This is a genomic window from Legionella sp. 16cNR16C, from assembly GCF_021297775.1.
Lineage (GTDB): Bacteria > Pseudomonadota > Gammaproteobacteria > Legionellales > Legionellaceae > Legionella_C > Legionella_C quinlivanii_A.
The window spans coordinates 263,648-289,076 of record NZ_JAJTMX010000003.1; the positions used below are offsets into that span (position 1 = coordinate 263,648).

Consider the following 25,429-nt stretch of genomic DNA (forward strand, 5'->3'; position numbering starts at 1 on the left):
GCAGCAATTGACAGGGTGAGTGGTAAACCCTTAAACCGGACAAGTCTATCAGGAGTGAACTAAAAGTATTTGCCGAGCGCCATTTTTCAGAAGGTTTTCAGCACAGGACTCTGCGATAGCTGTTGCCGCTTCAATAGCTCCTGATTGCTCATCGGCGATAACCTGGCTTCCATCGAGATTTAGAACTCTGGCCTGAAGATGCAACTGGCCTTCACCTGCTGGTTGACAGAAAACTGCCAGAGGCACATGGCAATTACCGCCAAGCAGTGCATTGACTTGTCTCTCCGCTTTCACACAAGCCGCCGTCAATTCATCATTTAAGGGGCTTAAAAAGCCAAGCAACTCCTGATCGTCTTCCCGGCACTCGATTCCTAGCGCGCCCTGGGCGCAAGCGGGTAACATCAGCGCAGGATTAATGACTTCACAGATGACATGTTCTAAGCCCAGACGTTCCAGGCCTGCGGCTGCCAGAATAATTGCATCGAGGGATTCATTCTGCAGCTTTTCCAGACGAGTATTAATATTGCCACGCAAGGGAACGATTTCCAGACCGGGTTTCCAGGCCAGAAGCTGCGATTGCCGGCGCAGGCTGCTGGTACCGATTCGAGCCGTCCCGGGTAAATCATTCATATTGGAAAATTGCGCGCTCACCAGCGCATCCAGAGGATTATCCCGTTTACAAATAACAGGAAGGTGCAAAGCAGGTGGAAGCTCTGCCGGCACATCCTTGAGCGAATGAACGGCTAAATCGGCCCGCTTGTCCAGTAAAGCCTCTTCCAGCTCTTTCACAAACAGGCCTTTCCCGCCCAGAGTTTGCAATTTGCTTTGGGTAAATTTATCACCTGAGGTGAGCATCGGCACCAGTTCGTAGGAAATATCTGGCCAGTGCGATTGAAGTTGTTTACCTATAAAATTAGCCTGCCACAAGGCCAGCTGACTTTTTCGGGTTGCAATACGTAGGGTTCGCGCCATGTTCGTGAAATTCATCCAAAAGTCTATGATAACATGAGAGAAGACTAAGCGCTAAAGACAAATCGTTTAACTCTGACTACAATCCGCCAGTTGACTTTGGCTTACAGCTTATTTAACAATTTAACGCTTGTTAAAGAATTATTGTAGGTTGGGCCCTTGGCCCAACAAACCACCCCAGAACTCAATGTTGGGCCAAGGGCCCAACCTACATGCTGCACTTAGATGCTCTCTCCACTTAGTGGGAGTTAGAGAAGGGATTTCCAGTAACAGGCTCTTTCAAGGATTGAAAGTATCGTGATGAAGCTCAGAGGATTAACTGCTTATTTTAAGAAGGCGATTCAGTACAACTCGCTGTATGCCACACATCAACTGTTCCCCTTGGGCCTCATTATTTTTGTCAGTTTTCCCGTGTTTTACTGGATTTGGACCGAGTGGTTTCCCCAACCTTATGAAGCACTGGGATGGCGCCTGGCTGGGAGTCTGCTAGGCTTGGGACTCATGTTGGGAAATTATTGGCCCGTTCGCTTAAAGCCCTTTCTGCCTGCCTACTGGTTTTTCTGTTTGCTGTATGCCTTGTCTTTTTTCTTTGCCTATTTCTTTCTAATGAACAATGCCAGTGTCATTTCCGCCATGTCACTTTTATGCAGCATTTTTTTGCTGGTGCTTCTGGTGGAGCTGCCGGTGTTATTGCTACTGGTAGCGATTGGATGGAGTGCGGCTTTGCTGCTTCATTATTTTAGTTCGCCGATCTCCTATTTTGGGGAGGAACATATAGAAATGCTGGTGATGATCATTTTTGTGATTATTGCCGGCTCAACAGTTAACTATAAAACCTCTTTACTCCAGCAGCAGCGCCTGGATGGGATTCTTGCGGCAGCAGGAATGATTGCTCATGAACTCAGAACGCCCCTTCTCGGTATAAAAAGCGGTACCAAGGCTATTGAGCAGTATCTGCCTGTTTTAATTCAGGGCTATTATTTAGCGAGACAGCATAATCTGCTGGAACCTGTGGCTCGTGAAGCCCGTATTGCGCAGATAGCCGGCACTCAGGAGCGTATTATTCATGAGATTGATTATGCGAATACCATTATTGATATGCTGCTGGTTAAAGCAGGCCGCGAAAAGTCACTTGAAAACTGTGCGCTTGAAGAGTGTTCAATAGCTGAATGTGTAATGGAAGCATTGCAACGCTATCCTTTTAAATCAGCTGCAGAGCGTAATCAGATTTACTGGGAAGGTAATTTCACATTTAAGGGGTCGAAGCTTTTAATGCAGCATGTTTTATTTAATTTATTAAAAAATGCCCTTTATGCGATAGCTACCGCCCAAAAAGGGGATATCCATATCTGGGCTGTAAGTGGCGAGCGGTATAATTGCCTCTATTTTAAAGATACGGCCAAAGGAATGACCCGAGAGCAATTAAATCGGCTTTTTAATCATTTTTATACCACCACTTATATGGGAACAGGCCTGGGATTGTCTTTTTGCAAATTGGTTATGAATCGATTTGGAGGCGATATTTTATGTGAAGCCAAAGTGGGCGAATTTACCCAGTTTATGTTGTTTTTTCCGATTAGCCAGGAGACATACTAAATCAATAGTTTTCCCATAAGTATCCAAATCGTGAAAATTAATCGTCTGTTTTATTTGAAAAATTGAACAATCATGTTATTTTTATAGACAGTCATTAGGAATTTTAGTGTTAGCGGGTTGAGTAAGAGCGAAAATTGCCGCTATCAACCATTCGCTGAAAAATAGTAATTAAGGGACATGGCTCTTGTAACTCACCATGTATGTAGGTTTTTATAAAGGACGCTTGCTCAGGAGGAGCCATGCAACATCTCTCAATACCTACCTGTTATTTTCCAAGCACCGCATTGTTTATCGATGATAGCCGGGATTTTCTGCTGAATTTTGTTTTGCAACTCGATGAGGGATTGGCATATCGCATATTTGATTCTCCTTTCGACGCACTCGATTTTCTGGATAAAAAACGTTGCCAGTTAGAGGCATTGAACGAGAGCTGTACTGATCAGGTTGAAGAGATAAGAGAAGGTCATTCCACCAGTTTGAATATGAATGATAATCTGGCGGCAATTCATGCCGAGATCTACAACCGCAACCGATTTACCGAAGTGTCGGTTATAGTTGTCGATTATGCGATGCCAGGGATGGATGGGCTGGAGTTCTGCCGTCGTCTTGCCAACACCAATATCAAAAAAATTCTTTTGACTGGAAAAGCGGATGAGAAGCTGGCTATTCAGGCTTTTAATGAAGGATTAATCCATCGCTACATCCATAAAAGTGATGCGCAGGCTGCGGAATTGATTACTAAAAGTATTAATGAGCTGCAACAGCAATATTTTCAGGCGATGTCCGATAATCTTGTCCGAATGCTTAATATTCCTGTTCCCCATTGCTTGCGCGATCCCAAATTCAGCTATTTTTTCCGTCAATTATGCAGAGAAAAAGGGATTGTGGAATATTATCTTGCGGATTACTCGGGCAGTTTTATGCTTTTAGACGACGATGCGAATGTCAGCTTCCTAGTCATGAAAACACTTGCTGATCTGGAGACCCATTTTAATCTGGCTGAGCGCAATGGAGCGAGCAGAACCGTGTTGGATGAATTGTCGAGGGGTTTGAAAATTCCATGTTACTGGCAGAAAGATGACAATATGCCCGAATGGAATGACTGGTTCTCCTGCCTGGTGCCTGCTCAAAGGCTGGACGCTAATCATACCTACTTCTATTCCTATGTGTCAGGCCCAATTTTGTTTGATGTCCATGAGGAAAGGGTACAGTCCTATCATCAATATCTCGAAGAAATTGATGCGGAGGAACTATTGCTTTGATGGAAAAGGGAAGTTCTTTATCAAGGCCTGTCGTAAGCCTTGATAAATGAAATCAGCGGCCCAACGATGACACGCAGCCATAACAGGCCTGTGACTGGCCGGTCATAAATGCCCAGTAGCGATCTCCATAGGACCAATGCCAGTATTCCGTTGGATAATTGACAAAACCCGCAGATAATAAAGCCCTGCTCATGATGTCGCGATTGGCGCGGGCCCTTTCAGAGATAGAGCGGCTGTTGGTTGTTGAAATATGCGCATCGATATCCGTCATCCAGTCTTTAGGGTGAATACCCATGTCAAGAGGATTTCCGCTTTCATCAAGCAAATAGACATCAATCGCCGCGCCAGTTCCATGAGGTGGAACATTTTTAGTTCCATCCAGATTAATTACAGGTGAAATAAGCTTCATGGTTTCATTAAAGCGCTCTTCGTGAGACCAATCAGGATGTAAAGCCTGTAGCTGCTCGTAGCGCTCATCAAACAGCGCTTTCTGTAAATCCAGGCTCCGATAGGCTTCATAAAGACAGAACTGAAGTCCGGCGGGTAACAAACTTTGAGCCTTGAGCAGCCGGTGAAACACTTCCTCGCGCATTTGGGTATAATCGGTATTATCAGGGATCTCCGGTGACGGGCCAATGAGGATTCGATTGTCCCCTTTAATATCAATAAGCGGATTGTGATTTTCCACAACTGGAACAGCCAGCACCTCAGGCGCTGCGATTAATACAATCGGTTGATTCACTTCCATCTTTAAACTTCCTTAAAACAATAGAAACTGTGGTCTTTGTAACTCCTCGCTACGTCATCCTGAACGCAGTGAAGGATCTCCTGAATCTGGCTAAGCTCTAAGCAGTTTAAGATCCTTCGCTGCGCTCAGGCTGACGTACCGGCAGGATGACGTATCGGGGAAGTTACAATTATTTTAAACAAATCTCCATAACCGTGACCGGAAAATTTCGACAGTGATCCATTGCAATTTTTTTCCAGCCCAGTCTTTCATAATAAACAGGAATTGTTGGGTCAAAACAAAAAAGAAATAATTCCGTGTATCCCATGCATCGGGCTTTCTCTTTTGCTGCCTCAATCAGCAAGCGTCCAATACCTTGTCTCTGGTAATCAGAGTCAACTACCAATGCCCCTAACCAAGGGCACAAGTCAGGCCTTATCCCATCATTTTGCCGCAAACTGCACATGCCCACTGCCTGATCATTAACAATCGCCACCAGGGTCAATGGCATTTCACTATCATTTAAATGAGTAGTAAAGCGTTCTTTGGCTTGAGCGATTGAAAACTCAGGAGCCCAGATCGAGGCCAATTCCTTATGCCAGATTTGAGCTAGTTGTGAGAGTTTTTCCGGCTGATCTTTTAACAGGCCGATTTTAATCATATAGTCCCTGGCGGTTATGTAACTTTAATTCGGCCTGTTGCCGGGGTTGCCGCGAACGGCTTAACTCACAAACCCCTACAGAGATAAGACCGATAACGGCACCAAAAATATAATACCAGGAGGGGGCAATTAGATTCCCGGTTTTCTCGGTTAACCACATCATAACCAGAGGTACCGTGCCGCCAAACACCGAAATACCGATATGAAAGGCAACCCCAAAACCGCTGTAACGATAGGAACGGGGGAAAAGGGAGGTCATATAGGCATTTAAAGGCGAGAACGTAATGGCAATGAGCAGAGTCAGAATGACTAATGCCAGTACTATGAATAAGCTGTTATTTGAGGATAATAAATAATAGGCAGGGACTGCCAAAAGTATAATACCGAGCATTCCCGCGATGATAATTTTTAAATGCCCCGTTTTATCAGCCAGCCAGGCGAAACAGGGTTCAATCAATGCGTCGATTAATAACGCAAAACTGATCGCAAGGGTGGCGAAGCTTAGTGGGATATTAAAATAGTGATGCAGGTAAGCCGCTGAAAAAACATAGGTGCCAAATGTCATAATGCCGGTTAACCAGGCGAGTCCAATCACTCCCAGTATGGCCAGGGGTTTTTCGCGAAGAGCCGCCAGAAAGGGCTGTCTTTTTTTCTCTGCCTCATGAATCTGGATAAACTCGGGTGTTTCTTCAAGTGAATTTCTTAAGTAGAAAATGAACAGTCCTAAAATGCCGGCCAGCACGAATGCCAGACGCCAGGCCCAGTCGGGCATAAAGGATGCGGTAAAGAAAGAAGCGGCAAGCCCCGCTCCAATTGAGCCCAGGCTATAGGCGGAACTGGACAGGCAGCCGTACAAGGCTTTTCGGTTGGTCGGCGCATGTTCGATTAAAAACAGGGTTGAGCCTGTATATTCACTACTGGCAACAAAACCCTGCAGGATTCGCAGCATAGTAATGATAATAGGCGCCGCTATTCCGATAGCAGAATAAGAGGGTACTAATCCCACCAGGGCAGTAGGGACGGCCATTGCCAGGATACTTAGCATTAAGGCGTATTTCCTGCCGAAGCGATCGCCAATATAACCAAAAAATAAGGAGCCTAGCGGCGCTAGCAGGTATCCTACCGCCAACACGCCAAAGGCGCTAAGCAGCGCTGCGAACTGGTTTTCTTTTGGAAAATAGTTTGAGGCGATGATCGGGGCGAAATAACCAAAAAGTGCAAAGTCGTACCATTGCAGACCTGTGCCCGCAATGGCCGTAAATAATATTTTGATGGGATTTGAAGCGCGCATAGGTTTTTATCAAAAATGAAAACCCGATTTTATCTGGAGAGCGTTTGTTTCGGCAAGATTTAAACAAGTTTTTACTGTAAGAGTGGCCGGGGTTTGAATTAAGTCATATCGCCCATATATTACTCAACAGGGCTGCCAGAATCTTCCTTGACCACCTTTTGGCAAGGCCAGATTTGAATCCATATCACCGTTCGGAAAAAAATGAACTGATTAGATAAAGTTATGCTGTAAATCTAAATAAAGTGCTGTATAATGCCGGACTATTTTTAACCCTTTTTAAAGTGTATAAGACTGCTATGGCTGATTTAAATCAATATAGAAACATCGGCATCTTCGCCCACGTTGATGCTGGAAAAACCACTACTACCGAACGGATCCTCAAGCTCACCGGCAGAATCCACAAAATGGGTGAGGTCCACGAAGGGGAGTCAACAACCGACTTCATGGAACAGGAAGCCGAGCGCGGAATTACTATTCAGTCAGCAGCGGTCAGTTGCTACTGGAAAGGTACACGTTTCAATATTATCGATACCCCAGGACACGTCGACTTTACTGTAGAGGTTTACCGCTCACTGAAAGTACTCGATGGAGGTATTGGTGTATTCTGTGGTTCAGGTGGTGTTGAGCCTCAATCAGAAACGAACTGGCGCTATGCGAATAATTCTAAAGTATCTCGTTTGATTTTTGTAAACAAACTGGATCGTATCGGCGCGAACTTTATCAATGTCACTGAACAGGTTAAAAAGGTACTCGGTGCAAACCCACTGATTATGACCCTGCCGATAGGCTTTGAAGACAGCTTCAAAGGGGTAGTTGATCTATTAACCCGTAAAGCTTACATCTGGGATGAATCAGGACAGCCAGAAAATTATACGGTTACTGATGTACCGGCTGATATGCACGATGACGTTGAGATGTACCGTGCTCAGCTTATCGAAACTGCGCTGGAAATGGATGATGATTTATTAATGGCCTATCTGGAAGGAGAAGAGCCGTCCATTGAAGATATCAAGCGTTGTATCCGTAAAGGTACGCTCGAACTTGCTTTCTTCCCGACTTATTGCGGTTCGGCCTTCAAGAATAAAGGGATGCAATTATTACTGGATGCAGTCGTTGACTACTTACCTGCTCCTCACGAAGTGAATCCGCAGCCTTTGACTAATGCTGAAGGTGAGCCAAATGGTGAGTTCGCTATCGTTTCTCCTGATGAACCATTCCGTGCTCTGGCGTTCAAGATTATGGACGACCGTTATGGCGCGCTGACGTTCATACGGGTTTATTCAGGAAAGCTGAATAAAGGTGACACCATCCTTAACTCCTTTACCGGCAAAACAGAACGCGTTGGCCGAATGGTAGAAATGCAGGCGAATGAGCGTAATGAATTGCAAAGTGCGGAAGCAGGCGACATCATTGCTATCGTCGGTATGAAAAACGTTCGTACAGGCCACACACTTTGCGATCCTGATCACGAATGTACACTGGAAGCGATGGTTTTCCCTGAGCCAGTAATTTCCATTGCCGTTTCACCGAAAGACAAGACTTCTACTGAAAAAATGGCGATTGCCATTGGCAAGATGGTTGCTGAAGATCCTACCTTCCGGGTTGAAACTGATGAAGATTCCGGTGAAACGATTCTTCGTGGTATGGGTGAGCTGCATCTCGATATTAAAGTGGATATTCTGAAGCGTACCTATGACGTTGAACTGATAGTGGGTCAACCTCAGGTTGCTTACCGTGAAACCATCACTAAAACGGTTCACGACAGCTATACTCACAAGAAGCAATCAGGTGGATCTGGTCAGTACGGTAAAATCGATTACACGATTGAACCAGGTGAGCCAAACAGTGGATTCACTTTCGTAACTTCTGTTGTGGGTGGTAACGTACCTAAAGAGTTCTTCCCTGCGATTGAGAAAGGGTTTCGTTCAATGATGGATTCAGGTACATTGGCCGGCTTCCCCTTATTAGACGTTAAAATCAATCTGACTGATGGTGGATACCACTCGGTAGACTCTTCAGCAATCGCGTTTGAAATTGCGGCGAAAGGCGCTTTCCGTCAATCCATACCTAAAGCCGGTCCTCAGCTGCTTGAGCCTATTATGAAGGTTGACGTGTATAGCACTGAAGAAGATGTGGGTAATGTGATTGGTGACCTGAACCGACGACGCGGTATGATTTCTGGTCAGGAGCCAAGTGCTGCGGGTGTTCGCATCAAAGCCGATGTTCCTCTCTCAGAAATGTTTGGTTACATCAGCACCTTACGTACCCTGACTTCAGGTCGAGGCCAGTTCTCAATGGAATTCTCTCACTACTCTCCTTGCCCAGCTAATGTGGCAGAAGCAGTAATTGCCAAAGAAAAAGAGAAGAAAGCTGCCAAAGCCTAATTCGTCATTTAGAAGCCCTGCAGTATCAGACTGCAGGGCTTTTTTATTTTTACTCGATTGCGCTAACCGGCTAACTTAAATAAGCCATTCAGATATTGGGATCTCCCGGTACTGATTCTCTAAATAATGCCCGAGCAAATTCTCAAAATCATAACCATAGCGCTTAATGAAGTTTTGTTGCCAGATACTGCCATTTTGCTGTTTAAGCAGACGATGATGAATAATTTCCAAATAATAATCGATATCTGCTCTGACTATACCCAAACCTTCCAGACCTTTTCTGGCTAAAGGCAGAAAATCATTTAAAAGATGAAGCGCATCAACTTCGATGCCATTCCACATAAGCCGTGCTCGAAGACCAGAACAGGCTGCCTGATAAAAATTGGCATAACTCTCTTTGAAGGGAATTAAACAGGCTTCAGGCTCATCACGATTTGCAAAGAAATAAACCAGTCCATAGAAAAAAGCGGCATTAGCAATCATGTCTACAATACTTGGCCCGGAAGATAAAGGTCGGTGCTCTATTCTTAAGTAAGGTTCATTATGAGTATTAAAATCAACAATTGGCCGATTCCAGCGATATACCGTGCTATTTTGCTTACGTAAGTGGAAAAGATGGTGGCTGGGTTCTCCTTTTGCCACTTCGGGCAGGAGATGAGGGTAATTATTTAAATTGGCTTTAAATAATGAGAAAAAACTATTCTTAAGATAATGAGGCTCAAAGAAAACGCAATTCTGGTATGGGGAAGGAAATGAATATAATTGTTCAAATATTGCGATCCTTGATTCACTCCATAACTCCTTACCATAAAAAAAGGGCGCGTTAGCGCAAAGTGAAAGCAAAGGAGCAGAAAGCATCTGCATGGTATTATAGTATGTAACGGATTGCTCAGGGCTAACCTCCAGATGAAGTTGCAGCGAGGAAATGAGTCCTTCGACTGATAAAGATTGCGGCTGGAAAACGAACTCTTCCTCGGCACCATTCAGTTTTAACGATAAAGGCAGCCCCTGCCGATATTTAGACACATTGTCATTCATAAGCCGATATGAAGGATGGGGGGTTATATATTCGCGTGCGGAATGACATTCTTCGGCTTGTGGCATAGAGCCTATTAGCGCCAGGTGAGCATTGTATTTATGCGCCAGACGGCAGCACTTTGACCATGTTGAAAGAACACTCTGATGCAGATCCGATAAAAAATTGTCGCATAGTGGAAACACCGCAGTATTTATTTCCAGTTGAGAGGCCCCTGCTTCTGGAATAACATTGGGATCGTTTAATTTCTGTGTAAATAACTGATTCTGAGGGACTAATTGATAATTGTTATCGAGGAGGAGAAATTCAATTTCTGCGCCGACTTTTAAACCCTCTGTCTTGAAATATTCGCGTTTGAACCAGATGTTTAATAGTTCAGTCTCTGATATTAGATAATTTTTAAAAGCATTTTTGTTGTAATCATAATGTGCTGCTATTTCAGTTTTCATGATATCCCTCGAGTTAATCTCCCCGGGGTTAACCAAATCCTCTTACCTCGATTAATCTAAAGCGTGAAAAGACAATTTCAAATTGGATTCAATAATCACACAATTATTCGCAGGGATTGGTTGCCACTCTAGTTCAGACTTGGATAGCTTTTCAGATGCAATCACAATGTAGGGAGCTGTTATTTTATTTTCTAAAATGATTTGCCGTTTCTGGGGGTTAACCCGTTTGCCCAGAGACAAATACATAGTCTCCGGCTTAACACGCTTGGAACTGCAATAACGCGTTGCAGCCAGGCGCTTTCCATCCGTAATGCATATATTTAAATGGGAGCTTTTTTTAGTGTTTTTTTTCACCAGAGAATTAATAATACGAAATGTTTCCTGGATAGTACTGACAATATCCACAAAATTTGGCGAATCATATTTTTTCGCTAACTGCAGAAATAAAGCGAATACTAATTCGGAGTCGGTGCTCCCTTTGATCCAGCTAAATATGTCATCATCCAGCAAGTCCTGAAGTTGTCGTTTAATTTTATCAAAATGTGGAATCCATCCATTATGCATAAACATCCAATGCTCAAATAAAAAAGGATGGCAGTTAAACTGTGAAATCCCGCCCGTACTGGCTGCTCTGACATGTGCAAAAAAGACTGAGGATTCTATTTTTGTCGATAAGTAGGATAAATTTCTATCATTCCATGCTGGAAAAAGCGAGGTGAACAATGCTGGAGTTTCATCCTGCCGAATATACCAACCGAGGCCAAATCCGTCTCCATTAGTCAGGGTGGTGGACTCGCGCGCCAGAAGGCTTTGCTTAATAATCGAATTCTTTGGCTTAATCAGGATTTCGGAGAGTAGTATTTTTTTTCCTAGATAGGCCACCAGTCGGCACATAACAGTCCTCTTTCTTCTTTAAAAATAATCCTTACTCTTTAAGTATAGAAAACTTACTGTGATCTGTAATATTTCAGTTTTGAATCCACCTCAATATCGATATAATTATTGCTTATATATTCAAGGAAAAGAGTGCGCTAGAACTATGATGTCCAGGTTTCAGTCGATTGTTTTTTTAGCCTTAACGAGTTTTGGCCTTGTCACTCAGGCCGCTCTTCCACAAGACCCCATTCAGCGCTGTCTGGATGTCCGAAGGCTCGTGGATTTTACAGCCCGGCAAAAGATGGCTGCCAAAGAGCCAGGAGTGCTGCGATTCAAGTTCCATAAAATCTCACCCGCTGAGCTGCCTCTGGAGAATCCCGCAGGTAACATGAATGAAGTGATTAATGCTTTAAATATTCAGATAAAAAACTGCAATAAAAGCCGCGGAGAGTTTCAGACAATTACCATTGCCGGCCATCGATTCAAGCGTGAAGAATGGTGTCTGCAAACCAATCAGCAAATGCTTGCTTTTGCCAAAGCAGCTCATGGGGATTTTAATAAATTTCTTTCAAAAATAAAAACTGAATTTGACTGGTATAAGAGTGAGGGCTGGCCAGAAAATCATGCCGGATTTAAACGAGGCGAGTTTCAGTTTACTGCTTATTATGCCCCCGCAGCGATTGAAGCGCGAAGTAAAAAACAGGCGGGGTTCCTATATCCCATCTATGGAAATCCGGGGGTGGTCAATGTCGCTCTGGAATGCAGAAGACGTAAACTGAAAGCGCCTCTTTGTGGAGTGGACCCGCTCACAAAAATAGCGCGTGGATTTTGTATGAAAAACGCCGATGGCAGTTACTCAGTGGCTCCGGATCGCAGTGAAATTGAACATGGCGCCTTGCATCCGAAGCATGTGATTGGCTATGTTAAAGATCCCAATGATCCCGCCTTTTTAATGGTTGAAGGCTCTGGTTCCCTGCTTCTTGACGGTCAGTTATTTCATATCAACTATGACGGATACAATGGCAGGCCACGCACCATGCTAGGCCGCATTGTTCAGTGTGCGCAAGACCCCAGCTGTGGCGGCAATCTGGATGCAATGGAGCGATGCGCCAAAGATCCCAACTGTCATGATGAGGCTAAATTACGCTGTAATCTCACGGATCAAATCAGGCAAAGTGCTGCTTCAGAAAAATTGATTCGCAATTATCTGAATAGTCTCGCCAATCAGGCTCAAGCTTTTGACCTGCGAAACAGAGATCAAAGCTATGTATTTTTTGCTAAAGAACATGGCGGACCTTATGGGTCAGAAAATATTCCCTTAACTGCGCACACCTCATGCGCCACGGACCATCGGGTGATTCCCGTAGGAATGAATTTTATTTATAACACTAAAAACCGGACATCCTGGTGCGTGGCCCAGGATACCGGTGGTGCTATTGTCGGGGCTCATGTCGACCTTTATAAGGGAGAAGGGGCTCAGGCTGGCATAGAAGCCAATGAACACAATGAATCCGGCCTGTTATTTGTCGCTTTGCCGAAAAGAACCCGGCTAGAATGACATTCAGGGCTGCATCCAGCTGCTTTGTGCTGGTTGTTCCTCAGCGGATTCTGCTTTATAAAAGCTGGGCATGCGACCAGCAGCGACATGCTCGATTAATGCCTGTACTGACTCAATCTTCTCTGTCTTACATTCCCGGACAAGGATTGAAATAATCTCAGAGTTGCCAAATGGTTTGCCGTGATCGTTTCTGCCATGATAACCTAGATAATAGGCAAGTTTTCTCATGCTTTCCGTCAACAGATCATTTTGACGAGAAGGGCAATCCTTCTCCGTAAAATAATTCAGAGAGCTATCATATAGATCGTCTAATTTTTTATTTAGCTCGGCAGCGAGATCATGGATAGCATTTGCCTTCCATAACCCACGCCATCTCGGCACAATGCCAGTTTCGGGCTTTTCGGCACCGCGTATTGCATCATAAGCTCTTGATCGGCCCGAATGGAATTTTTGCAAGAATTCCATCGCCATTTCCTGATTGATAAATGGAGGTAAAATGATACCCTCCAGTGCTTCCTTACGTTTTTTTATAACATTTTCTGGTGAACGATTCGCTGCCGCCTGACCATCAATAAAAAGAAGAGAATGAAGGGCTTTGGTATTATTAGTATCCGCTGAAGTTTTTCTTTTCTTAGTTGGGTCGCTGCTAGCTCCAGATGCATAATTTAAGGCAGAAGCTAGCCTTTTGTAAGATGAACTTGATGTGCTTGAACAAGAACTTGCTGGAGGAGATATTGGCTGGATGCGTAATGTTGCCTCTTGAGCCGGCAGTTTCTCGGGTGATTCGGCTTTATAAAAGCAGGGAATTTTTCCAGCGGCAATAAGCTTGATTAATTCTGGTACTGAATTAATATTTTTTTCCTGACATTCCCTGGAAATAATTGAAAGAATTGCAGAGGCCGTTAATTTCTCGCCGTAAATGCTTTTGGCCTGATAACCCAGGTAAAAGGCAAGGTCATCCATTATGTCCTGATGCACAGAGTTAAATGGTTCATTATTTAGTTTTGAAGCCAGGTCATGAATAGCCTTTGGATTCTTTAGCGGCATACGGCCAGTATCGATTGGCTTGCCGCTTTGTTTGTCATTATAAGCACTTTGTCGACCTGAATGGGCTCTTTGCAAGAAAAGCCCCGCCATTTCCTCGCTGATAAATTGGGGTAAACCAGTATCCTCAAGTATTGCCTTGAGTTTTCTTATTACGTTTTCTGATCTCCGTTTTAGTCCCAATTGGGCATCAACAAAAACACGATGCTGGGAGGCTTTAGGATGAGTTCCCTGGCGCCTGATTTCAAATACTTTATTACGAGCAGTTGCTGGCGGTGGAGGGGATGTCTCATTCGTGGCAGATGCTGTCATTGGCTGAATGGGTCCAGTTGCCTCTTGGACCGACTGTATCTCAGCGGATTCGGCTATATAAAAGCAGGGCATGTTACCAGCGGCAATATGCCTGATTAATTCTTGTAATGAATTAATTTTTTCTTTCTCACATTCCTTTGAAATCATTGAAAGAACCTCAGCGCCGCTCAAAGTATCGCCGCGATAATTTCTGCCATGATAAGCCAGATAGTAAGCAAGGCTAGCGATTATTTTCAATGACAGCTTATTTTTGCGAGAAGAAAATTGCTCCTCTGTAAGATAACCCTGAGGACGATTTAGATCCTCTAATCCTTTATTTATCTCCGAAGCAAGGTCATGAATAGCTTTTTTGCTTTTGAGTGGCGTACTGCTAACATCAATTTTTTTGCCATGTAAGTCTTCATAAACTCTTACTCGAGCTGTATCGCATCTTTGTAAGAACAGTATTCCCATTTCCTCGGTGATAAATTGAGGTATAGCGATATCAGACAGTATTTTTTTGCGTTTTTGTATTAGCTTTTCGTTACTCGCTCTTGGTTGAGCATCTGCCTTCATATCCTTTGAAATCTTTCTTTTCTCAGTTGATACGCTACTGGTTTCAGATGCATCAGCCAGGGCAGCTGTGATAATAGAGGTTGCAGGAGTATGAGATGAGCTTGCTGTGCTTAATATAGCGCTTGCTGGAGGAGTTACAGGGCGAAAGGATATCGTTGACCATTGCATGGCGGCACGCATCCCTTGTCCATAAACGGTTTGTTGACTATCCAGATCGATTAACAGTTGTCTGTATTTTGAATCGTTAACACTGAAACCGCGGTAATCATAATATCCCAAAATATAGGAGATATTGTCTTCAGTTTTTCTTGAATAAAGAAGCTGCAGATCTTTTAGCTGGCCAGCGGCTATATCGTTTGCTGCGCTGGTCCATCCGGATAAGTAAAGTTCCCATATCCTGGTATACTTAATATTGCTTAAGCCACTGATATAACCTTGAATATAATAGAAGCTTCTACTATCATATAATTGGGATAAAGGGAGAGGTTGATTATGTGATTTTGCGTCAGAATTGCCTGCTAGCAATAATGCTACATTTTCCTGGTTAAGCGAGGCCGATTCAGCGGTACTATCCAGAACTGGAGCACTTGGATGGGTTAAAAGAGGAGCTGATATTTCTTTTGGCAAAGCAGACTGGGAGGCTTGTAAAGCCAATGCCTGCAGCTGCTCCTGATAATGAGGATGCTCTGAGTAACTAACTCCGCAGCACCGTAAATAACCCAGGGTTTTTGCAGGTGAGTAGTTCTTTCGACTGTCAAGCTCGGCAGGAGGCGGCAGTTGATTATTCTTTATATCCTTCAGTGCTTCATTCCAGCCCTGCAGAATGTCCAACCAGATAGCCTGATAAACACTATCCTGCAAGCCGATGACGTATCCATTAATATAGAATAGATTTTCCTTAAGCAGACTATTGATCGATGCGCGGCTTAAGTTTAAGCTATTTTTTATTCCCTCTCTAAGTCCATTGAGTTGGCTTTGAAATTCATCTATTGAAGGCATAATAAGTCTCTAAAAAATTAATATTGAACAGGGTTTATCCATTAAATGGCCTATACAAAGTTGAATTGCCGAATGCCGACCGGATTATAAATGGACATTCTGCCTTTTAATATCCATTGCTTATTACTGGAGTAAAATGCATCTCTCGGATTTACATTTTTGAACAAGGCATTCGGATTTAGTCCTACAGGAGTCTTTATTATGGCTAAAGAATCCATACGCTCTGCGGTAATGTCCAATTGGCGAGAGGGTATACTATATGGAAAACTGTTCACTAGTGCGTCTGGGGCCAAAGCCAGACGATAGTCAGAGTAGTAGGGGTCCTGATATACAAAACAAGCCATCTCTGTGGACATTTAGCGCCCTAATTGACAAGCAAAAGAACATTCTATCTAAAAAATAGATTTTTGAAAACCTTTTAGCGCTCATTGTGGTTAAAAAGAGAGCTCTTAAGCGTGTATTACTAGCTCTAAGTATTGGAATTTTCAGAGTGCAAAGAAGTTTAGGAGAATATTGGGCTTCTATCGTAAATCGGGTTAGGATAAGACGTTTTCTTTATGGAGAGTAAATAAATGGATTTATGCAAAAAAAGCCTGATGGCTATAGCGTTGTTGCTGCCTTTGACAGGATTTTCCAATCCACTGGATTATTATCATCAGCGTTATCTTGATAAACATAACAAGATCAATTTAAACAAGCCAATCCGCGAAGACTATTTTACACAATGGGTTAACCATCAGGATCCTGCTGCCGGCAGTTTTTCTCAACGGTATTATGTGGATGAAACCTATGGCAAATCAGCGGATTCACCGGTATTTTTTTATATCTGTGGTGAAGCGGCTTGCTCACCATTTGTTCTGTATGGTGCCATTCGTACTTACGCCCAGCAATTTCACGCCAAATTAGTGGCTTTGGAACATCGTTTTTATGGAAAAAGTGTCCCTGGCAGGCTCTCTGTTGATAATCTTAAATATCTTTCTACTCAGGCCGCACTGGATGATTTAGCCAGTTTTCAAAGCGCGATGATGACGGAAAGGCACTGGCAGGGAAAATGGGTTGCTTTCGGCGGGTCTTATCCTGGTTCTCTATCCGCCTATTATCGTTTGCAGCATCCTGAACTGGTTGTGGGGTCTTTGGCATCTTCTGCACCGGTGATGGCGAAGGATGACTTTAGTGATTACGATCAGCATGTAACCCGGGTGGCTGGCAGCGAATGCGCTGGTAAAATGCGTGAGGTAGTAAAGCAGGTGGAGGACATTCTTGAACAGGATGATTTGCAAAGCATTGCTCAGCTCAAGGAGCAATTTTCTGCCAGTGAATTACAGGATAATACCGATTTTCTTTACATGATTGCTGATGTGGGTGCTGCTGCAGTGCAGTATGGTATGCATGAGGAGTTTTGTTCTTCTTTGGCGAAAAGTCCAAGCGCACTTGAAGGCTATGCTGCGTTTACTAAAATCCTTTTCAGCCGTTGGCAGATCACTGCAAGTGATATGACACCTCAGGGGGCTTTTAGTGAAGACGGTGAATATTACAGTCAGGGAGTTGGTGCGCGGCAATGGTATTATCAATCCTGTACAGAATATGGCTATTGGCAAAATGCACATCCTGACCCACTTCAATCCACACGTTCTGCAAGAATCAATGCAGACTATCATCGTGAAGTCTGCAGGCGTTTATTTGGAATCGATGCTGAGGTGGATACTTCCTACATTAATCAGAATTTTTATTGGCCCTTATTGGAATCCGCCGTATCGAGAATTCATTTTACCAATGGCAGTAATGATCCCTGGTCCAAACTTTCTCTGTCCGTGGCTAATGGAAATGCCGGCAACGCGCAATTAAATTATACCCTGATCGATGGGGCGGCCCACTGTGACGATCTGCGAACGCCGCAAAAGACTGACTCTAGCGCCTTGAAGGCTGCAAGGCAGACATTTGTTCAATTGTTAGAGGAGTGGTTGAGTTAATTTGTATTGCTGTCAGCCTGCGGGATAGCCCTGCAGGCTGCAGTCTCTCTGAATTTCATTGTTGACAATCAATTTTTCAGATCTTACTATCAGAAAACAGATGGCGCGGGGTGTCGGTAAAACGGCTGAGAATTACCCGTCGAACTTGAACTGGTTCATACCAGCGTAAGGACTGCCTCAATTCAAAATTCTTTGCGAAAGCGAGATTCTTGCTTGCCATCTTTTGTTTATTTTTTTAACAGGAGTTATGGCAATATGTCAAACCAATTATCAAGAACCACTTTATTACTCAACTGGTATGCCAATCCTTATCACTGCCCCATTTTTGTGGCTCAGGGACTTGGATTTTATCAGGATGAAAATATCAGATTAGCCATTTTAGAGCCCAGCGATCCCAGTGATGTCACTGAAATTGTGGGTACGGGCAAGATTGATTTTGGTGTAAAAGCGATGATTCATACAGTGGCTGCCCGGGCCAAGGGCTACCCAGTCACGTCAATCGGCACTTTGCTCGATGAGCCGCCTACGGGATTAATCGCATTAAAATCCAGCGGCATTCGCAGTTTTCAGGACATTGCCGGTAAGCGCATTGGTTATATTGGTGAGTTTGGTAAAAAAATAATCGATGATCTGGCCAAACTGGCGGGTATTTCAGAGTGTTATGAGACAGTGCGTGTCGGTATGAATGTGACGGATGCTATTCATCGAGGCATTATTGATGCTGGCATTGGGTTTATTAATTTTCAACGAGTCGAGCTTGAGCATTTGGCAGGAGAAACCGTTTTTCTGCGCCTGGATGAATTGGCTGGTTTAGGCTGTTGCTGCTTTTGTTCAATCCAGTTCATTGTCCATGAGCGCATGTTCCAGCAGGAACACATCATTAAAGGATTCCTGAAGGCCACTCAGAGAGGTGCCGCTTATACTGTAGAAAACCCCGAAGAAGCATTTGAATGCCTTTGTGAGCAAAAGCCGCAATTGCGCAGTGCCTTGTATAAAACTATTTTTATGCGCAGTTTGCCATTCTTTTCTCGTAATCTGCTCAATATCGAGAGGGATTGGGATAAAGTAGGCCGATATACCCGGCACTTGGGGATTACGGATAAACAATTTGCAATTACTGATTGCTATACTAACTCGTTTTTACCCGCAAAGCCTTATTCCGCTTTAGAGCCTGTTGCCTGCTGTATTCGCGAGGAAGATTGATGATATCTGCGCTCAAATATTGTTATATCACTGATTATTCCAAGCCATCGCTGCTTTTTTCCGCCATTAAAGGCGGCGTTTTATCGGTTCAGTATCGTGAAAAAAACCTGCCTCCTGAGCAGCATTATCAGAGAGCAAAGGAACTCAAATATCAATTAGATTGCTTTAAAATTCCACTGATTATTAACGATAATGTGTTGCTGGCTCAGGAAATTGGCGCCGCCGGTGTTCATCTTGGGCAATTGGATCAAAGCCCGGAGGAGGCAAGATGCCTGCTCGGGCCTGATAAACTAATTGGCTTATCTATTGAGAGTATCCCGCAGCTGGAAGCTGCTAATCATCTGGATTGTCTGGATTACGTAGCGGCCAGCGCAGTCTTTAAAAGCCCTAGTAAACAGGATGTTAAAATTTTATGGGGGCTGGACGGACTTGCAAAACTGGTGCAATTATCCAGGCATCCCGTAATCGCCATAGGTGGGATTAATCTCGGCAATGTTTCCTCCGTTATGTCGCGAGGCGCTTTCGGCGTAGCAGTGATTGCTGCAATTTCTGATGCAGATAATCCCGAAGGGGATGCGAAATCACTTCATCGTCTTATTTTGGGAGTTGATTATGCTTGAAACGATCAATGCCATTCTCAAGCGGATAAAAATCATGCGCCCGCTGGTTTTAAACATCAGTAATCAGGTGACGATGGATTTTGTCGCAAATGGCTTACTAGCTCTGGGGGCTTCGCCAATAATGACGCAGGCGATTCAGGAAATTGATGATTTGGTACCGCTTGCCGAAGCTGTAGTGATTAATATCGGAACTTTAAACGAGGAGTTTATAAAGCTTGCTGAGCGGGCATCTCGTCAGGCGAATGATTGCCACAAACCACTGGTTTTAGATCCTGTGGGAGCGGGAGCCAGTGAATATCGCACCAGCCATTGCCTGAGTCTGCTGCGCCAATTCAATTTTCAACTGCTTCGTGGAAATGCCAGTGAGATCGCTGCTTTATCCGGCTCAAGAGTAAGCAGTGGCGGAGTGGATACTCGCCTTTTTACTGAGGAAGTTATAGAAAGTGCGAAAGAGATCTCGCGGGCATACTCGCTAATCACCGTTGTTAGCGGTGCCACTGATGCGATTGTGGATGAGAATCGGGTTGGATGTTTGTCGGGTGGCTCCGCCCTAATGTCCCAGGTGACTGGCGCCGGATGTTTATTTACTGCGGTCATTGCACTTTTTATTGCCGTCTGGGAAGACCCTTATCAGGCTGCTTGTGCGGCGACATGGTTCTACAGCCTGTGCGGTGAGCGGGCGGCCCAGGATGCGTCAGGACCAGGTTCATTCAAAATGCATTTCATGGATTATCTGGCTAATGGTGAGAGGCTTGTTGCATGAAAAAAATAGCGGTTGTTCTTAGTATTGCAGGAACCGATCCCTCCGGTGGAGCCGGTATTCAGGCAGATATCAAAACCATTTCCGCAACCAGAGCCTATGCTGCCTCGGTAATCACCGCATTGGTCGCGCAAAACACCTGCGGTGTAATTGCGGTTGAAGCGGTTCCTGCCCATTTTATTGAGCAGCAATTAGAGGCTGTTTTTAGCGATCTGGAAGTTGCTGCAGTCAAGATTGGCATGGTCCACACGAAAGCAGCTATCGAGGTTATTGCTTCTTATTTGCAAAAGGTGAAACCGCTTCACATAGTGATTGATCCGGTTATGTTTGCCAAGGACAATTCTTCTTTAATGAATAAACAAAGCCTTTCCATTTTCAAAACACTGCTTTTGCCTCTGGCGAGTTTAATCACCCCCAATATTCCTGAGGCGGTAATGCTTTGCGGGAAAGAAATCACTTGCTGTGACGATATGCAGGAAGCTGCTCTGGCAATAAGCCAACACTATGAGACGAATGTCCTGCTCAAAGGCGGCCATTTACCAGGAGAAAATAGTACAGATATCCTCTGTTTACACAAAACAAAGCAAATATTTTTCTTTCATCAAAAGCGAATTAACACAAATAATACACATGGGACAGGTTGCAGCTTGTCGTCAGCCATTGCTTCCTTTCTTGCACAGAAAATGAATTTGCATTCTGCTATCGAACAGGCAAAACGTTATTTAACTGCTGCTATTGTTTCGGGTCGACACTTAAAAATAGGGCAGGGGAATGGCCCGGTAGATCATTTCTTTATTCAGGATCGGTAAGTTTCTCAGCGATGGGCTTGGCAATACGAATGCCATTGTGGTGGATGCATCTTGCTCAAACGATCCAGGAAATTGTGCGGCTCAACGTTGTCGAGATATTGGTGCAGACTGGTATCTTCCGGCAAGAAGTGAATTAACTGATATCCATAGTGCGCTATGCTCTAATGCGGCATTCCCCTGTAATTTTGGAGAATTCAATGGCAATATTGGAGCTCCACGCAACAGGTTCCATTTTTCTTTGTGGCCTGGGTTGTCATCTTTCCCTCAGGCGCTGACGGATTTGGGTCTAATCAAAGACTTAATTAATAATCGTGTTCGCTGTATTCGGCCTTCTTCCTGAATCCTGCTATCAGACCCTGGATATACTGTCATATAAAATCCCGAAATGAATACATTCCGGGAGCGCTTGGTATTAAATGATAAAGTGATTCTATTTCTTATGTTTATTTTTTTTCCCTTTCTTTTTATCACCTTTGCCGCTTTTATTACTTTTACCGCCACCGCCAGAATCATAGGTCGGCTGTGATGCCAGGTAACCAGGATTATTGGCAAGAAATTCCTGTTTTCCCATTTCAATATGCAAAGGTAGGCCTGAGCCACCCGATAATTTTTCTAATTCGCTATCTGACACTTTATTGATTTGATCCCATTCTTGCTTTTTAGACATACATTTCTCCCAAGGCTTAAGTGATTGCATTTTTAGCATAGGATCTGTTCATAAATTTATCAAGAAATCGATGGTTTTAATTCATGTCGAATTAGCGTACGGATTAGCGTATTCTGAATTAATCAGAAGTTTAATATGAATATTTACAGGAGGAAAAAGTGAAAAAAATAATGTGTATAATTGCGATCTTTTTCAGTATTGCCAGTTTTGCTGAGACACAGTCGGAGGTGACCGAGGATGCTTGTCAGCAATTCAAGACAATAGATGCTTCCTTAAATACCATTTATAAACGAATTTTACACAGCTATCAGGATGATAAGACCTTTATTCCCAGCTTTGTAACTGCCCAGAAAAAATGGCTGGCCTTCAGAGATGCGCACCTGGATTCCTTATATCCAAATGAGAGGGATAATGGCAGTGTAAGCCCTATGTGCCGTTGTCTGGCGTTATACCAGCTAACCAAAGCCAGGGTGGAGCAGCTTAAACTATGGGATGAAGGGGTTGAGGAGGGCGATGTATGCAGCGGAAGCATTAAGTCACGCTAGGGTTACTTTAAAACTCCTCTCAAGCTTCCGGAATGCCTTACTCCGGAAGCATAACGATGAGCATTTCATGACTATTTATGTTTCTTCTTTTTGTCTTTTTTCCCCTTATTATCTTTACCGCTGACACCCGGTGATGAACCAATGTGAGGCGCGTTTTGAGCCATCGCTTTTTCAATTTGACTGGGGTCAATGGGTGCGTATCCCCCTGAAAGATTTTCCAATTCACTATCAGAAACTTTGTTCAATTTTTCATGTTTGACTTTATATGACATAGATATCCTCCTATAACTAGCTATGCTCGCCTTTCTAGCATAGGATCTGACTAAAAATTTATCAAGAAATGGAAGGGAATATACGAAATGATAACAAGTGAATTCCCTCTCACAAGCTGGGAGAGGGCGGAGGTCAGTGCCATTAAGTTAAGCTTAATTGTATATTAAACTGTCATCCCCGCGAAAGGCGGGGATCCATCTCTGAGCTAATTACAATGCCGACTGAGGAATAGATTCCCGCCTTTCGCGGGAATGACATAAGTCCTTAACTTAATGGCAGTGAGGGTTGCTTTTAAATCCCTCTCTAGCTCTCTCCCTGGGGGAGAGAGGACTTTAGGGAAGATTTCTTTTAAGAGAAAACCCCTATGTGAACCGCAATTTGCTCCGCTCCCAGATACAGTTCAAAATCGGTCGCGAACTTTCGCTGAAACTGGTGATTCGCCGCAAAAAATTCCCAGATTGATTTCCACACATTAATCACGGTTGCAGGCATTGGCCCCTTTGCTTCAAACACCAGATATGATCCGGATAAAACCATAACCGTATTGAGGTTGTCGGTGTTGGTTTCCTGGGAAACCCCGGCGGTGACCGTATACAAACCGTCCTCATTGGACTCATAATCGGAATAAACGCCAAATATGCTGGTTGTGTTCGCCAATTCACTGGCAAAAAATCGCTGCCAAAGCGCGGGTAGTTTTGCGCTTTTCGGATTCATTTCATCCTGATTGTTTGTTCTGACGCTAAATCCTTTAACAATAAAACTGGCAATTTCTTTTTTCACCGGTTCAATCATCATTTAATTCTCCTTATTTCTCCAAAGCCACCACGCGAATCCGGTTATTATCTGGATCCAGGGCGACAAAAGTATATCCATAAGCCAGAGTGACGGGTCTTTGGGCAACAGGTATTCCCCTCTGCTTCCATTGTCCAAACAAGGCGTCAACCTGCTCATTAGTACTAACAGTGATTGCCAATTCAAATCCTCCATTTCCCTCTGCTGCGGGCTCGACTGTTTGTCTGTCTTTCAAACCAATGGTCACACCATTTTGCAGCTTAAATGCACTGAAGGCTGGGGAGAGTTCCTCTGGGTTTATTCCCAGCAAATCCAGATAAAAGGAACTGCTCGTGGCGACATTGCTTACATAGATGATTACAGCACTGGGTTCTAACATGTTCTTCTCCTTAAAAGTAACAGGGAGAAATTTAAAGCAGTGTTGTGACAGTTTCTGTCAGCAGTCTGAAACTATTGCTCCGGAATATTGAATCTTGTGCGCCATTGTTTTAAAAGCGCCTGGCGCTTTTGCGGATAACCTGTTTCTATTAAGCTCAGCGAGGAAATCCGATCGCTGCGGAAATGGCGTAAATCATTTCTTAATTCACACCAGGCGATCAGCATACGGCTGTCATCAAAAAAGCCCAGAGCCAGCGGGCGGATGATACGTGTGCTGCTTTCCTCTTTGACATCTGAATAGGTCATTTTCAGCTTGAATTCTTTACGAATGGCATGCCGAATCAAGCTTTCATAATCATCATTGCTTTGAGTTTTTGCAGGACCCACCAGCAGGCCAGAGGACTCCAATTGCTGACGCAGATCAGGGGGAAGTACCGAGGATATTTTAGTCAGTGCCTTAGTGGCAGCAAGCTTAAGCTTGTGATCCCCCCGCTTGGCCACCCAGCGTGAGCCAAGAACCAGTGCCTCAATTTCCTCTTCGGAAAACATTAACGGAGGCAGCATAAATCCTGGCCGCAGGATATAACCCAAACCAGGCTCGCCCTCAATATCGGCGCCCTGGGATTGCAGTGTGGCAATGTCGCGATAAAGGGTTCGCAGGCTAATTCCCAAATTTTCCGCCAGTACTTTTCCGCTAACCGGGTAACGATGCTGGCGTAGAATCTGAAGAAGTTCTAAAAGGCGTTGTGTACGGGACAAAGCAGTTCGCAGTGAGTCAAAATGAGCCTATTTTGGCAGTATGAAGATAAAATTTCCAGCTAGTCAGCGATTGGCAAGATAGTCTGCCTTCGATAAACGATAAAGTACCAGTATTCATAAATAGACCTTTTTTAACGTTGCTGGGCGCTCAGCACTTTTAAAGCCAATACCACAAAAATAAAGGCAGTTAATCGGTTAAACAGTTTTTGCATGGCATCGTTAGAAAAAATGCGTTCTTTCAGATAAACAAATAAGAAAACATAGAGAAAATTAACCAGGGTTCCCGACACTACAAAGCAGCAGCCTAATGACAATAACTGCAGCCATACTGCTCCACGTGCAACATCCACAAACTGAGGCAGGAAGGTTAAAAAGAAAATACCTACTTTGGGATTTAAGAGATTGGTAAGCACGCCATTCTGATAGGATTTCCAGACTGAAACAGCTTGTTTGTCGCCAGTGAATTGCCTGTTTTTTGACTGTAATGCCTGCCAGGCAAGATAGAACAGATAAAAGGCTCCCACAATTTTTATCAGATTAAACACAAAGGGGGATTCCTGTAGAATAGTGGACAGGCCCAAGGCTGAAGCTATCGCATAAATCGCAATACCCGTTCCAATGCCAATAGTTGCCACGACTCCATGCCTGAAGCTGTTCAGGCTTTGACTTGCAACGTAGAGAACATCATTGCCAGGCGTAATATTCAAAATGATAGTCGCTGTGAGAAAGAAAATAAAATGAGCTGTATCCGGAAACATAAACCCCCGCTTTCATCAAGGCTGTTATTCGCGCATAATTATAACAGAGGCAATTTAATTTGCTCATTATTTTCGTGCTGCCTTGGTTATATCCACAATCAGGGCAAACAGCGCAAGAAACGGGTCCACTTAGATACTTAAGCCCTCTATGATAAGCAGAAGAGCTATTGAGTGAG

At 43.9% G+C, this 25,429-nt stretch carries 24 protein-coding genes and 1 riboswitch; of the genes, 10 read left to right on the forward strand and 14 right to left on the reverse strand.

The genetic code is table 11. The features are described 5' to 3' along the window. Positions 1–48: 48 nt before the first annotated feature. Positions 49–987, reverse strand: a complete 939-nt coding sequence (gene hemC / locus LXA66_RS11240; protein WP_233013259.1) for a hydroxymethylbilane synthase — start codon at positions 985–987, stop codon at positions 49–51. A 282-nt stretch (positions 988–1,269) separates the two neighbouring features. On the opposite strand from hemC, the gene LXA66_RS11245 reads away from it, so the two are divergent. Together LXA66_RS11245 and LXA66_RS11250 are read left to right on the forward strand one after the other, a co-directional pair. Beyond that, a complete protein-coding gene (locus tag LXA66_RS11245; RefSeq protein WP_233013939.1) occupies positions 1,270–2,565 on the forward strand; it encodes a sensor histidine kinase in 1,296 nt (431 codons plus the stop codon). Between the two features lie 239 nt (positions 2,566–2,804). Next, complete coding sequence (locus tag LXA66_RS11250; RefSeq protein ID WP_133140317.1) at positions 2,805–3,827, forward strand: response regulator; 1,023 nt, start codon at positions 2,805–2,807, stop codon at positions 3,825–3,827. Positions 3,828–3,879: 52 nt separating this feature from the next. Here the strand turns inward: LXA66_RS11250 and LXA66_RS11255 are convergent, their stop codons facing one another. From LXA66_RS11255 to LXA66_RS11265, 3 genes are all read right to left on the reverse strand, one after another. Then, complete coding sequence (locus tag LXA66_RS11255) at positions 3,880–4,575, reverse strand: M15 family metallopeptidase (protein WP_233013260.1); 696 nt, start codon at positions 4,573–4,575, stop codon at positions 3,880–3,882. Between the two features lie 169 nt (positions 4,576–4,744). After that, positions 4,745–5,215 (reverse strand): GNAT family N-acetyltransferase, encoded by a 471-nt coding sequence (locus LXA66_RS11260; protein WP_233013261.1) that lies wholly within the window; start codon positions 5,213–5,215, stop codon positions 4,745–4,747. Beyond that, entirely contained in the window at positions 5,208–6,506 is a 1,299-nt protein-coding gene (locus LXA66_RS11265) for an MFS transporter (RefSeq protein WP_233013262.1), read from the reverse strand. The genes LXA66_RS11260 and LXA66_RS11265 overlap by 8 nt, the downstream gene beginning before the upstream one ends. Before the next feature lie 296 nt (positions 6,507–6,802). On the opposite strand from LXA66_RS11265, the gene fusA reads away from it, so the two are divergent. Next, positions 6,803–8,890, forward strand: coding sequence for an elongation factor G (fusA, locus tag LXA66_RS11270; protein WP_233013263.1), 2,088 nt, complete (start codon positions 6,803–6,805; stop codon positions 8,888–8,890). 75 nt (positions 8,891–8,965) lie between these two features. Here the strand turns inward: fusA and LXA66_RS11275 are convergent, their stop codons facing one another. After that, complete coding sequence (locus LXA66_RS11275) at positions 8,966–10,375, reverse strand: hypothetical protein (RefSeq protein WP_233013264.1); 1,410 nt, start codon at positions 10,373–10,375, stop codon at positions 8,966–8,968. A 51-nt stretch (positions 10,376–10,426) separates the two neighbouring features. After that, positions 10,427–11,269 (reverse strand): class II glutamine amidotransferase, encoded by an 843-nt coding sequence (locus LXA66_RS11280; protein WP_233013265.1) that lies wholly within the window; start codon positions 11,267–11,269, stop codon positions 10,427–10,429. A gap of 148 nt (positions 11,270–11,417) precedes the next feature. Here LXA66_RS11280 and LXA66_RS11285 point away from each other — a divergent pair, with 148 nt between their 5' ends. Further along, on the forward strand, positions 11,418–12,809 hold the full coding sequence (locus LXA66_RS11285; RefSeq protein ID WP_233013940.1) for an MltA domain-containing protein: 1,392 nt from the start codon (positions 11,418–11,420) through the stop codon (positions 12,807–12,809). 3 nt (positions 12,810–12,812) lie between these two features. Here LXA66_RS11285 and LXA66_RS11290 read toward each other — a convergent pair whose 3' ends face one another. Together LXA66_RS11290 and LXA66_RS11295 are read right to left on the reverse strand one after the other, a co-directional pair. Beyond that, positions 12,813–15,719 carry a hypothetical protein gene (locus LXA66_RS11290; protein ID WP_233013266.1) on the reverse strand — a complete coding sequence of 969 codons (2,907 nt, stop codon included), beginning with the start codon at positions 15,717–15,719 and terminating at the stop codon, positions 12,813–12,815. 50 nt (positions 15,720–15,769) lie between these two features. After that, positions 15,770–16,075, reverse strand: coding sequence for a hypothetical protein (locus LXA66_RS11295; protein WP_233013267.1), 306 nt, complete (start codon positions 16,073–16,075; stop codon positions 15,770–15,772). Positions 16,076–16,291: 216 nt separating this feature from the next. Here LXA66_RS11295 and LXA66_RS11300 point away from each other — a divergent pair, with 216 nt between their 5' ends. The 5 genes from LXA66_RS11300 to thiD all read left to right on the forward strand — a co-directional run bounded on the left by LXA66_RS11300 (position 16,292) and on the right by thiD (position 21,081). Beyond that, positions 16,292–17,689, forward strand: a complete 1,398-nt coding sequence (locus LXA66_RS11300; protein WP_233013268.1) for a S28 family serine protease — start codon at positions 16,292–16,294, stop codon at positions 17,687–17,689. Between the two features lie 96 nt (positions 17,690–17,785). Further along, a riboswitch (TPP riboswitch) is annotated at positions 17,786–17,879 on the forward strand. A gap of 65 nt (positions 17,880–17,944) precedes the next feature. After that, positions 17,945–18,892 (forward strand): ABC transporter substrate-binding protein, encoded by a 948-nt coding sequence (locus tag LXA66_RS11305; RefSeq protein ID WP_233013269.1) that lies wholly within the window; start codon positions 17,945–17,947, stop codon positions 18,890–18,892. Then, positions 18,892–19,512, forward strand: a complete 621-nt coding sequence (thiE, locus tag LXA66_RS11310) for a thiamine phosphate synthase (RefSeq protein ID WP_233013270.1) — start codon at positions 18,892–18,894, stop codon at positions 19,510–19,512. The genes LXA66_RS11305 and thiE overlap by 1 nt, the downstream gene beginning before the upstream one ends. Further along, complete coding sequence (gene thiM / locus LXA66_RS11315; RefSeq protein ID WP_233013271.1) at positions 19,505–20,275, forward strand: hydroxyethylthiazole kinase; 771 nt, start codon at positions 19,505–19,507, stop codon at positions 20,273–20,275. Before thiE ends, thiM begins: the two co-directional genes overlap by 8 nt. Further along, positions 20,272–21,081, forward strand: a complete 810-nt coding sequence (gene thiD / locus LXA66_RS11320) for a bifunctional hydroxymethylpyrimidine kinase/phosphomethylpyrimidine kinase (protein ID WP_233013272.1) — start codon at positions 20,272–20,274, stop codon at positions 21,079–21,081. Before thiM ends, thiD begins: the two co-directional genes overlap by 4 nt. A gap of 430 nt (positions 21,082–21,511) precedes the next feature. On the opposite strand, the gene LXA66_RS11325 is transcribed toward thiD, so the two are convergent. Further along, positions 21,512–21,748: a hypothetical protein gene (locus LXA66_RS11325; RefSeq protein ID WP_233013273.1), complete on the reverse strand. Its 237-nt coding sequence runs from the start codon at positions 21,746–21,748 to the stop codon at positions 21,512–21,514. A gap of 158 nt (positions 21,749–21,906) precedes the next feature. On the opposite strand from LXA66_RS11325, the gene LXA66_RS11330 reads away from it, so the two are divergent. Continuing rightward, the gene (locus LXA66_RS11330) at positions 21,907–22,293 is read left to right on the forward strand and encodes a lysozyme inhibitor LprI family protein (protein WP_233013274.1); all 387 of its coding nucleotides are present in this window, start codon (positions 21,907–21,909) and stop codon (positions 22,291–22,293) included. A gap of 71 nt (positions 22,294–22,364) precedes the next feature. Here LXA66_RS11330 and LXA66_RS11335 read toward each other — a convergent pair whose 3' ends face one another. From LXA66_RS11335 to LXA66_RS11355, 5 genes are all read right to left on the reverse strand, one after another. Continuing rightward, complete coding sequence (locus LXA66_RS11335) at positions 22,365–22,565, reverse strand: hypothetical protein (RefSeq protein ID WP_112220798.1); 201 nt, start codon at positions 22,563–22,565, stop codon at positions 22,365–22,367. A gap of 349 nt (positions 22,566–22,914) precedes the next feature. After that, on the reverse strand, positions 22,915–23,361 hold the full coding sequence (locus LXA66_RS11340) for a GyrI-like domain-containing protein (protein WP_112220799.1): 447 nt from the start codon (positions 23,359–23,361) through the stop codon (positions 22,915–22,917). Positions 23,362–23,371: 10 nt separating this feature from the next. Continuing rightward, complete coding sequence (locus LXA66_RS11345) at positions 23,372–23,737, reverse strand: VOC family protein (RefSeq protein WP_112220800.1); 366 nt, start codon at positions 23,735–23,737, stop codon at positions 23,372–23,374. Positions 23,738–23,808: 71 nt separating this feature from the next. Continuing rightward, entirely contained in the window at positions 23,809–24,495 is a 687-nt protein-coding gene (locus tag LXA66_RS11350) for a YafY family protein (protein WP_233013275.1), read from the reverse strand. A 131-nt stretch (positions 24,496–24,626) separates the two neighbouring features. Beyond that, positions 24,627–25,253: a LysE family translocator gene (locus LXA66_RS11355; RefSeq protein WP_233013276.1), complete on the reverse strand. Its 627-nt coding sequence runs from the start codon at positions 25,251–25,253 to the stop codon at positions 24,627–24,629. Positions 25,254–25,429 lie beyond the last annotated feature (176 nt).